This is a genomic window from Brevibacterium sp. Lmc1 (assembly GCF_057654315.1).
In genome coordinates this window covers 1,658,346-1,670,882 of the sequence record NZ_CM172803.1, presented here as the reverse complement: position 1 = coordinate 1,670,882, position 12,537 = coordinate 1,658,346, and the positions used below count along the sequence as shown (strand labels likewise).

General features: G+C 67.1%; 10 protein-coding genes. 3 read left to right on the top strand and 7 right to left on the bottom strand.

Annotated elements, in window-relative coordinates; genetic code table 11:
- Positions 1 to 35 precede the first annotated feature (35 nt).
- Complete coding sequence (locus AC239G_RS07315; protein ID WP_139470290.1) at positions 36 to 1,034, bottom strand: stage II sporulation protein M; 999 nt, start codon at positions 1,032 to 1,034, stop codon at positions 36 to 38.
- A gap of 113 nt (positions 1,035 to 1,147) precedes the next feature.
- On the opposite strand from AC239G_RS07315, the gene AC239G_RS07310 reads away from it, so the two are divergent.
- The gene (locus tag AC239G_RS07310) at positions 1,148 to 1,972 is read left to right on the top strand and encodes an RDD family protein (RefSeq protein WP_248284099.1); all 825 of its coding nucleotides are present in this window, start codon (positions 1,148 to 1,150) and stop codon (positions 1,970 to 1,972) included.
- A 119-nt stretch (positions 1,973 to 2,091) separates the two neighbouring features.
- On the opposite strand, the gene ahcY is transcribed toward AC239G_RS07310, so the two are convergent.
- The 3 genes from ahcY to AC239G_RS07295 all read right to left on the bottom strand — a co-directional run bounded on the left by ahcY (position 2,092) and on the right by AC239G_RS07295 (position 5,577).
- Entirely contained in the window at positions 2,092 to 3,552 is a 1,461-nt protein-coding gene (gene ahcY, locus AC239G_RS07305; RefSeq protein WP_139470288.1) for an adenosylhomocysteinase, read from the bottom strand.
- A gap of 187 nt (positions 3,553 to 3,739) precedes the next feature.
- Positions 3,740 to 5,224: a phosphohexomutase domain-containing protein gene (locus tag AC239G_RS07300; RefSeq protein WP_487490024.1), complete on the bottom strand. Its 1,485-nt coding sequence runs from the start codon at positions 5,222 to 5,224 to the stop codon at positions 3,740 to 3,742.
- Positions 5,221 to 5,577, bottom strand: a complete 357-nt coding sequence (locus tag AC239G_RS07295; RefSeq protein ID WP_139470312.1) for a DUF3499 domain-containing protein — start codon at positions 5,575 to 5,577, stop codon at positions 5,221 to 5,223. The genes AC239G_RS07300 and AC239G_RS07295 overlap by 4 nt, the downstream gene beginning before the upstream one ends.
- Before the next feature lie 88 nt (positions 5,578 to 5,665).
- On the opposite strand from AC239G_RS07295, the gene AC239G_RS07290 reads away from it, so the two are divergent.
- Complete coding sequence (locus AC239G_RS07290) at positions 5,666 to 6,028, top strand: metallopeptidase family protein (protein ID WP_139470284.1); 363 nt, start codon at positions 5,666 to 5,668, stop codon at positions 6,026 to 6,028.
- Positions 6,029 to 6,065: 37 nt separating this feature from the next.
- On the opposite strand, the gene AC239G_RS07285 is transcribed toward AC239G_RS07290, so the two are convergent.
- The 3 genes from AC239G_RS07285 to AC239G_RS07275 are packed head-to-tail and all read right to left on the bottom strand — an operon-like array spanning position 6,066 to position 11,058.
- On the bottom strand, positions 6,066 to 7,523 hold the full coding sequence (locus AC239G_RS07285; protein WP_139470282.1) for a DUF5719 family protein: 1,458 nt from the start codon (positions 7,521 to 7,523) through the stop codon (positions 6,066 to 6,068).
- Positions 7,520 to 10,621 carry a glycosyltransferase family protein gene (locus AC239G_RS07280; RefSeq protein ID WP_139470280.1) on the bottom strand — a complete coding sequence of 1,034 codons (3,102 nt, stop codon included), beginning with the start codon at positions 10,619 to 10,621 and terminating at the stop codon, positions 7,520 to 7,522. Before AC239G_RS07280 ends, AC239G_RS07285 begins: the two co-directional genes overlap by 4 nt.
- A complete protein-coding gene (locus tag AC239G_RS07275) occupies positions 10,618 to 11,058 on the bottom strand; it encodes a WhiB family transcriptional regulator (protein WP_276330045.1) in 441 nt (146 codons plus the stop codon). Before AC239G_RS07275 ends, AC239G_RS07280 begins: the two co-directional genes overlap by 4 nt.
- Positions 11,059 to 11,407: 349 nt before the next feature.
- Here AC239G_RS07275 and AC239G_RS07270 point away from each other — a divergent pair, with 349 nt between their 5' ends.
- Positions 11,408 to 12,535: a coenzyme F420-0:L-glutamate ligase gene (locus tag AC239G_RS07270; RefSeq protein ID WP_487490023.1), complete on the top strand. Its 1,128-nt coding sequence runs from the start codon at positions 11,408 to 11,410 to the stop codon at positions 12,533 to 12,535.
- The last annotated feature ends 2 nt before the right edge of the window (positions 12,536 to 12,537 follow it).

Sequence of the window (12,537 nt, the reverse complement as noted above, 5' to 3'; positions counted from 1 at the left end):
CCCCGCTCAGCGGCGAACTGTCAGCGACAACTTGATCAGCGATCGGTGGAGATGACCGAGTATCCGGCCAGATGCTCGTCGAGATCGGCGCTGAGTCCGGCTGCGGCGGCGCGCTTGCCGAAGTGCCACGCGTAGACGACGACGGCCGCGGTATAGGCCACGCCGATCGCGATCTTGACCGCCGGCGGAATCGGGTTCGGGGTCACGAAGCCCTCGATGAGTCCCGAACCGAACAGCAGCAGCACGAGACCGCCGGCGACGACGAGCAGTGACCGAGCTTCGGAGGCGAGCTTGTCGCGACGCGGCCTGGGGCCCGGCACCACCCAGGCGAAGAAGAGACGCAGACCTGCGGCAGCGGCGAGGATGATGCAGCTGATCTCCGGGATCCCGTGCGGAAGGATGTAGAGGAAGAAGTCGGAGGCCCGGTCGAACTCGAACATCATCGCCCCGGAGAAGCCGACGTTGACGGCATTCGAGAACAGTCCGACGATGACATAGCCGCCGGTGATGCCGAGGAGGACGAACTGGACGGCGATCCACGCGTTGTTCGTCCACACGCCGACGGCGAAGAAGCCGTTCGGGTTCTCTTTGTAGTAGTCGACGAAATCATGTTCGGCGAACTGACGTCGGAACTCTCGATCCCCGAAGGTCTCGAGCACTTCCGGGTGCGTTCCCGCCCAGATGCCCGACAGGACGGCGACGGCGAGGAATCCGGCGGCCACGATGACGAAGTCCCACCGCAGCCGGTACAGCGACAGCGGCAGACTGATGACGAAGAACCGTGCGAACCCGGACAGTCCTCCGCTGGGCACGGACGAAAGATGGTTGCGGGAGCGGTGGACGATCGCCGAGAGCCGAGCGGCTTCGAGAGAGTCTGGGGCCACCGTCGTGATCCGCGACAGATCCTTCGACGCGGTCCGGTACAGCTCGAGGAAACGGGTCGTCTGCTCGGGTGTCAGCGTGTTCTTCTTCGCCAGTGCCGAGAGCTCCAGCCAGTCATCACCATGCAGCTGGGCCAGCAGGTTCGGATCCATCCCTCCACCCTATCGGAGACGACGCATGAGCACCTCCGACGCGGCGAGAGGCTCACGGCATGCTCTCGGCGAAACGACTGCCTCGGAACGCGGCGATATGACACGATGGTCGGGTGAGTACTCTGATCACCGGTGAAGCCGTCGAACTCAATGTCCAACCGGCCGCTCTCGCGGCGCGGGCATTGAGCTGTCTCATCGACTACATCGTCTATTCGTTGGTGAATATCGGTCTGCTCATCGCCATGTTCTGGCTCATGCTCAAGGTGCTCGATCTCAACGGGCTGCTCCTCGGTTCGCTCATGACCGTCATGACGATCTTCGTGTTCGTGCTGCTGCCGATGCTCGTCGAAGTGCTCAGCCATGGTCGCTCGCTGGGCAAGCTCATCCTCGGGCTGCGTGTGGTCCGCGACGACGGCGGCGCGGTCCGGCTGCGCCATTCCTTCATCCGCGCTCTGCTGTTTCCGTTCGAGATCGTCTCCAGCGGCGGCGGCATCGCGGCGCTGTCCGGTCTCCTCTCACCGCAGGCCAAGCGCCTCGGCGACTATCTGGCCGGAACCATCGCCGTCAGCGAACGCAGCCGACCTCTGCCGCCCATGCACACCCATGTGGCCCCTCATCTGCACGAGTGGCTCAACAGCACCGACGTGACCGCGATCCCCGATGGTCTGCATCGGCGCATCGTCGCGTTCCTCGCCATGGCGCCCCAGCTCGGTGCGGAGTCGAGGTGGCAGCGAGCGATCGAGCTCGCCACCGAGCTCAATCCCTATGTGGCTCCGGCCCCGCCGGAGGGAACGTTTCCCGAACAGTTCCTGTCCGCGGTCATCCATCGGCAGCGCATCGCCGAAGTCGAGAAGCAGCGCCGAAGGACCGACCGTGCAAACGCATTCCGGTCCGGGGTCGACACGCTCCCCCACGGTCTCAGCCTCACCCGCCGCTGACGCCTCAGGCTGACTGCCCGCCGCTGACGAGGCGGCTCGACTGCCACCGGTCGGCGGAGCGGACCTCGACCGGGTTCGCCCACTCCGCCGCCTGGCCGAAGAGATCCGGCAGTGCTCGATCAGTACCGGTAGTGCTCGGGTTTGAACGGTCCTGCCACGTCGACGCCGATGTATTCGGCCTGTTCCTTGCTCAGTTCCGACAGCTTCGCCCCGAGAGCCGGCAGGTGCAGGCGCGCCACCTTCTCGTCGAGCTCCTTCGCCAGCCGATGCACCGAGTTGCCGTAGTCATCATGGGCGTGCCACAGCTCGATCTGGGCGAGCACCTGATTGCTGAATGACGCACTCATCACGAACGACGGATGACCGGTGGCGTTGCCCAGGTTGAGCAGGCGCCCTTCGGAGAGGACGAGGAAGTCCGTGCGGTCGCGGCCGAGTCCCGCCTCGGCGGGCACGGGCACACTCCATTCGTGGACCTGCGGTTTGATCTCGATCTTCTCCACTCCGGGCAGGCGGGACAGCCCTGCCAGGTCGATCTCCTCATCGAAGTGGCCGACGTTGCCGACGATTGCGCCGGGTTTGAGAGTCTGCAGCACATCGACGTCGAGGACCCGGGTGTTTCCGGTCGTGGTGATGATGATGTCGGCGTGGGGAGCCACCTCGGCGAGGAGGTCGACCTGGTAGCCGTCCATCGTGGCCTGCAGCGCACAGATCGGATCGATCTCAGTGACGATGACGCGCGCTCCCTGCCCGCGCAGCGCCTCGGCGGCACCTTTGCCGACGTCGCCGTAGCCGATGACGACGGCGATCTTTCCACCGATGAGGACATCGGTGGCGCGGTTGAGTCCGTCGGGCAGCGAATGGCGGATGCCGTAGCGGTTGTCGAACTTCGACTTCGTCACCGAGTCGTTGACGTTGATGGCGGGGAACGGCAGAGTTCCCTGTTCGGCTAGGCGGTAGAGGCGGTTGACTCCGGTCGTCGTCTCCTCGCTCACGCCCTTGATTCCGGCGGCCAGACGGGCGAAGCGTCCGGGGGCCGCCTCGATGGTCGCGGCGATCTGCTTGAGCAGGACCTTGAACTCCTCCGAGTCCTCGGCGCCGGCGGTCGGCACTCCCCCGGCGGCTTCGAATTCGGTGCCCTTGAGCACGTACATGGTGGCGTCGCCGCCGTCGTCGAGGATGAGGTTCGGTCCGTCCGCGAAGTCGAAGATCTTGTCCGCGGCCCACCAGTACTCTTCGAGGGTCTCGCCCTTCCATGCGAAGACGGGGACGCCGGCCGGGGCCTCAGGGGTGCCGGATCCGACGACGACGGCCGCGGCGGCCTCGTCCTGCGTGGAGAAGATATTGCAGCTGGCCCACCGGACGTCTGCACCGAGTGCGACGAGGGTTTCGATGAGGACAGCGGTCTGCACGGTCATGTGCAGGCTGCCGGCGATGCGGGCCCCGGCCAGCGGAGCCGTCGAGGCGTATTCCTCCCGCAGCGCCATGAGGCCCGGCATCTCCCTTTCGGCGAGGCGGATCTGGTGTCGGCCGGCCTCGGCCAAGCTGAGATCGGCGACCTTGAAGTCAGTGGAATCGAGCACGGTACCTCCATACGGCGGGCTGTCTGATCGGCTTCGAGTCTATTGCCGGGCAGGCGGCTTGTCGCGTCATGCTCGTTCTGCGGACAGCGAAGACCGTCAGCGAACGGTCATATCCCTACCGCCCTACTGCCCTACCGCACTACTGCCGAGAAACGGAAGCAGAGAACCGGCTGCCGTCGATCCAGCTTCAGGCCCGAGCGTTGAGGAAGTCCGTGACCTGGCGGGTGAGCGCGTCCACCTGCGGCGAATCGGCCGCTTCGACGTTGAGCCGGACAAGGGGTTCGGTGTTGGACTTGCGCAGGTTCACCCACCAGTCCGCACCCTGCAGGCCGATTCCGTCGAGGTCGTCGACGGTGTTCTCGGGGAACTCGCCGGCATGCGCGGCGAAGTCGGCGAGCACAGCGTCGGGATCGGCGACGGTGAAGTTGATCTCCCCCGACTGCACGAACCGGTCATAGTCGGCAACCAGCCGGGAGGCGGGGCCGCGCGACTCGGCGAGGGCGGCGATGAGGTGACAGGCGGCGAGCATCCCCGAGTCCGCCCCGAAGAACTCATCGAAGTAGAAGTGAGCCGAGTGTTCGCAGGCGAAGACGGCTCCGGTTTCGCGCATGAGCGACTTGATTCCCGAATGGCCGACCTTCGACCGCAGTGCGTGTCCGCCGGCGGCGGTGATCGTCTCGGCCACGCTGCGGGAGGTGATGAGGTTGTGGATGACTGTGGGTCGGTCGTCGCCGAGTGCCCGGGCCCGTGCGATCTCGCGTTCGGCGACGAGTGCGCCGACGGCCGAGGCCGACATCGTCGCGCCGGTCTCGTCGATGAAGAAGCAGCGGTCGGCGTCCCCGTCGAAGACGAGCCCGAGATCGGCGCCGTTGTCGACGACAGCGCGTGCCGCGTCGACGAGGTTCTCGGGTTTGAGCGGGTTCGCCTCGTGGTTGGGGAAGGTCCCGTCGAGCTCGGTGAAGAGGCCGATGACGTCGAAGGGCACCGAGGCGGCTCCCGCGTCCGTGCCGAAGACCTCCCCGAGGAGGCGCCCGGCCATTCCGTTTCCCGCGTCGAGCACGATCGACAGTCCCGTGACCTTATCGACGTGGGTGAGTTCGCGGATCCGTGCCGCGTACTGTTCCCGCATCCGGGATGCGGCAGTCTCGTCTTCGGCGATGGTCCGGCCGTCGGTCTGCGGTGCAGTGATCGCGAGTTCTCTGACTCGGGAGAGTCCGGAGGCCAGGCTGACTCCGGCGGCGCGGGGTCCGCAGATCTTGATTCCGTTGTAGTCGGCGGGATTGTGGCTGGCCGTGATCATGGCTCCGGGCAGATCGAAGATGCCCGAGGCGAAGTAGAGCTGATCGGTCGAGCACAGGCCGAGCAGGACGGCTGTCGAGCCGGCAGCGTCGACTCCTGCGGCGAAGGAGTGGGCGAATCCGGGAGAGCTCGGGCGCATATCGTGGCCGATGACCACCTCGGTGGCGGTGTGGATCTCTGCCATGGCTCGGGCCGTGGCCCAACCGAGGGCGAACAGGATGTCGTCGTCGAGCTGGTCGGGAATCCGACCGCGGATGTCATAGGCTCCGACGGCGGCGTCGAGGGCGGCCGTCCGGGCCTGTCCGAGTTCGGAGTCGATCAGGATCTGCTGTGCGGGTTCGATTCGGGTCGAGCTCGGCTCTCGGTGGCTCATGAGTCGCCGATGATGCGCAGGTGACCGTGTCGACGTCCCGAGGCGGCCGGATCGTCGGCCGGTCCCGGTGCGGTCCGGGCCGGGGTCTGATCGGCACGATCGGCGGCTTCGCGGACGGCGTCGGCGATCGCCAGCAGGTCGTCATGGCTGCGTTCGGGCGGGGCCTGCCCGGAGTCGATCCGGATGAGCTGCCAATCCACGGGCGGGGTCAGCTTCGCCGCATGTTCGGCGCACAGGTCATGAGCGCCCGGTTCGGCGCGCCTGCCCAGAGGTCCGATGACGACGGTCGCATCGGCGTGCACGTACGTCATGGTGGCGGCGGCGGGGCGCGAACAGCTGACTTTTGAACACATTCTCACGGCTGACACAGTCCCACACTCTACACGCCGCGCCCCGCCGATTCGCTCAGGCACGGCGGCGCCGCCCGTAGAATGAAGTGCTATGAGACCAAGGCGACATCGCGACCGACATGGGCGGGGTCTGCGGTCTCCGCTGCACCGGGCCGAGGTGCCCGCGCGGCTGAGTCGGGCGGAGAGTTTTGCGAAGGTCGCGGCCGCCGAATTCGCCCGCATGCGCAGGCACGAACCCGTTCTCCTCGCCGAGGTGGTGCTGGCCGTCGATTCCGTGCCGCCGGCGAGTTCGACCGAACCGAGCTTCGGCCGTGTGTTCCCGGCGGCCGGGGACCGTCCCACCCATATCGTCCTCTATCGACGGGTGATCGAAGATCATGCCGGTGCTGAGGCCCGGGATGGACTCATCGCCGAGGTGGTGGCGGACCAGGTCGATATCCTCCGTCGCACCTGAGATCCGCAGTCACCGCAGGAACCTGGTTCGTGAGACCTCAGCCGAGCCGGATATCCCGGTAGGCCACGCCTGCCGGGGCAGGCGCCGGGACGACCGTGGAGATTCCGTCCTCGGTGGTCACGACGAGGGTCGCATGCACCCCATCGGACTGTGAGCCCGAGGCTTGGGATCCCTTGAGGACGAGTGCGCGCACCGACTCCTCGGAGACGTCGCTCGGATTGAGCACGGTCGTTCCCGTCGGGTTGAGGTCGATCGATTGAGGATCGGTAAGCGTTCCGTCGTCGAGCATTCCCTGCACCTGCACATGTCCCTGACCGGGAGAGAGGTTCAGGGAGGACTCACCGGTGCGAGGAAGCGCCAGAATCTGGGTCTCGGCGAGGGAGTCGGTCGACGGGATGCTGCCGAAGTCGGCGGCTCCCTTCCCACCGTCTTTGCCGATGAAGGCTCCGGCCTGGACGCGCTGAGAGGATTCGACGACGAGACTCGTGGCGTCGAGATCCCCGAGGTCGGCCTCGGCGACCCCGCGACCGACGACGGTCATCGAGGAACGGGGAATGTCGATCTCTCCGTCCGGCCCGTACGCCTTCAGGGACACCTCGGCGAGGTCACCGCTCGGGTTCGCGACCCGGACTCGCACATCTTTGCCGCTGAGCCCGGTGAGCACCTGCTGGCGATCGGCTCCTGCCCCACCGGCCGCGAGGTCGATGCCCTGCGGCTTGAGTCCGTCGAGGACGGTCTCCTGGACGGAACCGGCCAGGACTCCACCGTCGACGGTGACGTCGACGGCAAGAGCCTCTGCCCCTCCAGCCAGACCACCCAGCGGGACGGCACGCTGCTGACCGGCCTTGATGCTCAGTTCGGTCGGTTCGGCGGATTCGCCGCCCGGGGTCATGAGGGCAACCTTCGCCTGGACGGGAACGTCTCCCGGGTTGCTCAGCAGCAGCTGCGAGTTCGAGCCGGTGGCTCCGGATCCGGCGACGATCCGGAAGCTGCTCGATGCCTGGGCGCAGGTGAGGGTGGCGAGGCCCGTGAGGTCACCGGAGCTGCCTTCGACGGTTTCGAGGCCGGTCGTCAGGGCCGGAGCCCCGGGGCGGGCGAAACCGGTGACGAGCTTCGTCGAGTCGATGCTGTCGTCTCCGGAGACGAAACCCTGGCCGGAGGGATTGTCGAAGTCGATCGAACCGCCGAGATCGGCGACCTGGAGACGAGCCGAGGAGGTCGAACCGTCTGCGGCTCCGATCGGTGCGGAGGCGGAGACGACACGGGTTGAGACCTTCGAGTCGTCGACGAATTCGGCATCGGTGCCTTCGGCTTCTCCGGCTGTGAGCAGGGGGCCGGGACAGACGACGCGGGTATCCGCGGTGGGCATGCGCACCTGTTCCGGACTGCGGTCCAGCGTGCCGGGGGTCAGCGGGGTGAGGAACGAGGTCATGGCCACGAGCACCCCGGGCACGGCAATGGCCGCGAAGGTCACGATGCTGCGCTGGTGCTTCATGCCTTCTGCTCCTCACGGCCGGGCTTCCGCGTCACATTCCCCGCCCGGCCGAAGGGGATGGCGACGATGAGGCTGAGCAGTCCGAGCACCCATCCGACGATGACGCCGATCGGGTAGAGCGGTGAGTTCAGCGAGATCTCGACCGTTCCCCCGGCTGCGGGGAGGTCGAATTCGCTTGCCCACGCCTCTTCGCCGGGCTTCGGCTGCGGCAGCGGCTCACCGTCGATGCTTGCGGTGATGCCGTGCGCTGCATCGGCGATGGTCAAGGTGCGCCCCTCCTGACCGGCCGGCACCGTTGCGGTGGTGCCTTTCATCGCCGCCGTTGACACCTTCCCTTCGGCGTCGCGGATGAGGAATCGGCCGCTGTAGGGTTTGTCGACGCGCCACAGCTGTCCGGACGAGGTCGGTCCGACCGGCAGGAGGCCCTCGGAGACGGATACCGAGTTGGTCAGGCTGCCGGCATCGGGGCCGACGAGGACGAAATCGACTCCGAGTTCACCGAGGATGCTGCCGAGGTCACCGGAGTCATCGGCCGAGAGCGCGGACGCGGCCTGAGCCACGAGCACCTGGTCGGGGGTGATCGGCAGCGGGCGGCGCTGCCACGGCCACCCTCCCACGGTTTCTGCCGAGGTCACCGTCGATGTGCCCAGCACCGTGCCGTCGGCGGAGGCGATGAGGGTGGCCAGAACTTCTCCGTCGACATTGTCCAGGCGGAGGGTGCGCGCTTGGGTCTCCCCCGCGGCGCGGTCAGAGGCCAGTGCGGGGACGTTGCTGTCTGAGGTCGCGGTGACCGCTTCGGGCGAGGATGTGGCCCGTCCGGCGCCGATGGCGATGAGCCCGATGGCCGCTACGGTCACGAGTCCGACAAGGCCGCGCATCGGCAGCCGGCCGGATGCCGCGGAGGCTCCCTTGGCCGAACTCTTCGCAGAGGACGAACCGGTGTCTCGGCTGCGCCCGGGGCGGCGACCGACGGTGCGGTCGGCGCCGAGGGACAGCAGCAGGATCGATCCCAGGCTGACCAGGGTCAGTCCCGCTGCGGGGTATGAGGCGATGAGGTGGAACGGTCCCGTCTCCGCGGGCAGATGCACCTGGATCGCGGCGAGGATGAGACCGCCGACGTAGAGTCCGACCGCCCAGGTCAGGCGAGAGAGTTCGAGCCGGGCCTCGATGAGGGTGAAGAAGGCCAGGATGAGCATCGGCAGCATCAGGACCGGAGCCCAGAGCTCGAGGGTGCCGGCAGAGACCCCGCCGAAGCCGAGATCTGAGATCAGCTTCGTCAGCCAGGACATGTCGAGCGGAGCGGGGAACCCGACGGCGAGCAGATAGGTCGGGGCGGACTCGGTGGCCGTGGTCTGCCCGGGCATCGTGAGAAGAGTTCCCGGCTCGCGGACGACGGCCCACAGCCACGCCCAGCCCAGGAACACGGTCGGGGCGAGCAGCCACAGATGGCGCAGACCGCGACCTGCCACCAGAAGCACCGCGGTGCCGAGGACCGTGACCAGCAGGAGCAGTGGAATGCCTGCGGTGATGACGAACAGCAGCAGGCCGGTGCCGGCTGCCGCGGCGATCGATCCGGTCGTCAGGCTGCGGCGCAGAGTCAGCACCGCCAGCGGTGCACAGATCCAGACGAGGATCACACCGAGGCGGCCGTCCGACAGCGCGGCCGTGAACAGCGGAGACGCGATCCACAGCAGTGCGGCGAAGCCGCGCACCCACCGCCGCGCCCGCACACTCCCCGCGCCCGCGTACGCGGTGATGGCAGCCAGGATCGGCGCGGCCAGCAGCAGGGAGCGGACCATGACATCGACATGGCCGAAGAAGAGGAGGGAGAGCACGCCGAGGACGAGGTGGTAGGGGTCGGCCGGCACCGCCGCACCGGTCGAAACGTCGAGGTGACGCCCGAGGAGACGGTCGACGATCTCGCCGAAGCCGATGTCGGTCGAACCCAGGGCGCCGCCGGCGAGGTGGCCGGGGCCGAAGAGTCGGAAGCTGATGACCCCGCTCATCACCACGGCGGCGAGGATCACATAGGTCAGGGGTGCCCGCAGCAGACTGGAACCGCCGGAGATCTCCAGACGTGAGAAGGAGTCGATGGCCTCTTCGGTGTCGCCGACCGGGTTGAGTTCGGCATCGGTATCGGGACCGCCGGTGGGAACCTCGGCCGGGCGAGAGTCATCGCTCTCACCGCTCATCGTCCGGCGTTGGACGGCGAGTTCTTCGTCATCGGCGTAGAGCGCGGCGACATGTCCGGTGTTCGATCGTCTGGCCACACGGTTGCGACGGGCGTTGGCGCGTCTCAGCGGGGCGGTCGTCGACACATCCGCGGGAAGACCGATGAGCGCACCGAAGTGCCACCCGGCAGGTCGGAAGTTGTTCGACAGCAGCCCGCCGACGATGCGGCCGAGGTGGCCGAGCGCCAGAAAGCAGAACAGTGAGACCAGCCCCTGACCGGCGAGGCTGAGGCGGTAGCGCTGCTCAGTCCGGATCTGAGTCTTCGACCTCGGTGGGTGGGGCGAGGAGCCGAGTCGGGCAGCGGACGCAGCGGAGATCTCCATCCGCGCTCGCGGGGCCAGCAGCACGCGGGCGCCGAGGTCGCGCAGACGACGGGAGTATTCGAGACCGGAATAGGCGGGGCCGAGAACTCGGGACGGTGCCCCGATGCGCTCGAGTTCGGTGGTGGCCATGAGCAGGCCCGGCAGGTCGAGACCCAGTGTTTCGATCTGACTGTCGCGCTGCCCCTGGTCGATCTCCCCGGAGCCGACGGGGTTGAAGCGCTCCCCCGCCGAGGTGGTGCTCACTCCGGCGGAGACGATGCGCCCGGAGCATATGAGCTTCGGTCCGACGGCGGCGATGGATTCCGTCTCCCCGATGGCGTCGAGCAGCTCATCGAGGCAGTCTGGTTCGGGACGGGAGTCAGGGGTGAGGAACCACAGGAAATCCGATTCCGCGATCTCCGGCATCTCACCGGCTTCGCGGACCGTCCGCCCCCCGAGATCCACCACGGGGATCTCGGGGTAGTGCGGACGCAGAGCTGTTTCGAGCTCGACCTTGCTGGCATCGTCGCCGGAGACGACGACGATGGTGACGGCTTGCCTCACACGACCTTTTTCTTGAGCCGGCGGCGTTCGCGTTCGGACATTCCGCCCCAGATGCCGAAGCGCTCATCGTTGGCGAGCGCATATTCGAGGCATTCGGAACGGACGTCGCAGGAGGCGCAGACCCGCTTGGCTTCACGAGTCGATCCGCCCTTCTCCGGGAAGAACGCCTCGGGGTCGGTCTGAGCGCAGAGGGCCTGGTCCTGCCAGGACAGTTCGCCGTCGTCTGCGGCTCCCAGCAGCAGGGACAGCGGAGAGACGGCGGAGTTGTCCGGCGGCAGCGGCGTCAGATCACTCGGATCGACGGCCAGCGGATCCGGCAGCGTCTCGGGTGTACGTGCTCCCGGTTCGATGAACCAGTCTTCGGCACGGCGGGAGGTGACTCCCGGTGCGGCGGTGAAGTCTTCTCTCTCCCGCCATTCTCTCTGTGCACTTTGCACGGTTTTCCCCTTTCTCACGCTCGAGCAGGTCCAGTACCGTGACTGAGGCGATCAGTCCGATGTACGGTCGAATCCTGAAGGATCCCTGCTCGGCGCGTTCCCCTTAGGTATAAATTACACGCGTGTCATTACCGCCCCGTCAAGCCCTTATGGAGTATCGAGACACCCCGTGAGACGCTATTCGAACATGCGTTCACATGCACACGCGCCCGTAACCCCATATATAGGTCACGGCCCAGTCATAAGGCACAACCTGTGGGATTCGCCTGAGCAAACCTGGAGAATTTAGAAAGTGGGCACCCACAATGGGATTATGGAGAGATGAGAGTGGAATCACCGGTGGCCCGGCATGAATGACCGTCTGCTCACCGTCTACGCGCCTCCCGTCGAGGAAGAGATCGCGTCGGGCTCCGACCTCTCCGCGATCCTCATCAACGCCCTCCGGCGCAACCGCATCGACCTCAAGGACGGCGATATCCTCGTCGTCGCCTCGAAAGTCGTCTCCAAGGCCGAGGGACGCCTGCGCACGGTCTCAGATCGCGCCGAGTTCGAGGAACTCGTCGCGGAGACCGGCACCCACTTGGTCGCTGAACGCTCCTATCGCTCCGGCACCACCGTCCAGATCGTGCGCACCCCGGCAGGCACCGTCCAGGCCGCAGCGGGCCTCGACCAGTCGAACTCCGGCGGTGCCGTCATCCTCCACCCACTCGACAGCGACCGGTCCGCCGACGGCCTGCGCCGACGGGTCGAACAGGCCTTCGAGGTGCGCATCGGTCTGGTCATCTCGGATACGAGCTCACGGCCGTGGCGGGTCGGGGTCGGCGATATCGCCATCGGCCTGTCCGGGTTCTCCGGCCTCGACGACCAGCGCGGTCGCCCCGACGACGACGGGCGCGTCCAGACCGTGACGGTACGCGCGATCGCCGATGAGATCGCAGCGGCCGCCGACTTGGTCAAGGGCTCCTCCCGCGGACTGCCCATGGCGTTGGTCCGCGGAGCCGGCGGATACCTCGACAACGGCGACGAAGGCGCCCGTGCACTCTCCCGCGACCTCGGCGAGGACTGGTTCCGACACGGCCATGTTGAAGCCATTCAGCGCGGCCTGGGAGTCACCGACCTGCCCGGCAGCGCCCCTGCCGGCGACAACAGCGACGACATCCTCGAAAGGGTGTCTCGAGCGATCCGCGTCGTCCGCGCCGGGCAGTCGCGGACTCCCGGCCATGCAGCCTGGCGGATGCGGATCGAGGGATCGGGATCGCGGATCACGCTCAGCCCCTCTGACTCACCGGCGACCGCCCAATCGGGCGGTCCGCCCCTGCTCGAGGCGATGGTCGGGCTCGGATCGCTCGTCGAACGCCTCCATACAGCCCTCTTCGCCGAGGATCTCAGCGCCTCCACGCGCTATCACTGGGTCGATGGTGAGCTCGGGGCCTTCCCCCGCGGGGTGACGATCGACATCGGCCTCATCGTTCACTGATC

Bases quoted from the DNA above. Each gene is read 5' to 3' on its own strand.
- AC239G_RS07270 (WP_487490023.1), top strand. From the start codon at position 11,408: ATGAATGACCGTCTGCTCACCGTCTACGCGCCTCCCGTCGAGGAAGAG.
- AC239G_RS07290 (WP_139470284.1), top strand. From the start codon at position 5,666: ATGAGACCAAGGCGACATCGCGACCGACATGGGCGGGGTCTGCGGTCT.
- AC239G_RS07315 (WP_139470290.1), bottom strand. From the start codon at position 1,034: ATGGATCCGAACCTGCTGGCCCAGCTGCATGGTGATGACTGGCTGGAG.
- AC239G_RS07300 (WP_487490024.1), bottom strand. From the start codon at position 5,224: ATGAGCCACCGAGAGCCGAGCTCGACCCGAATCGAACCCGCACAGCAG.
- AC239G_RS07295 (WP_139470312.1), bottom strand. From the start codon at position 5,577: ATGTGTTCAAAAGTCAGCTGTTCGCGCCCCGCCGCCGCCACCATGACG.
- AC239G_RS07285 (WP_139470282.1), bottom strand. From the start codon at position 7,523: ATGAAGCACCAGCGCAGCATCGTGACCTTCGCGGCCATTGCCGTGCCC.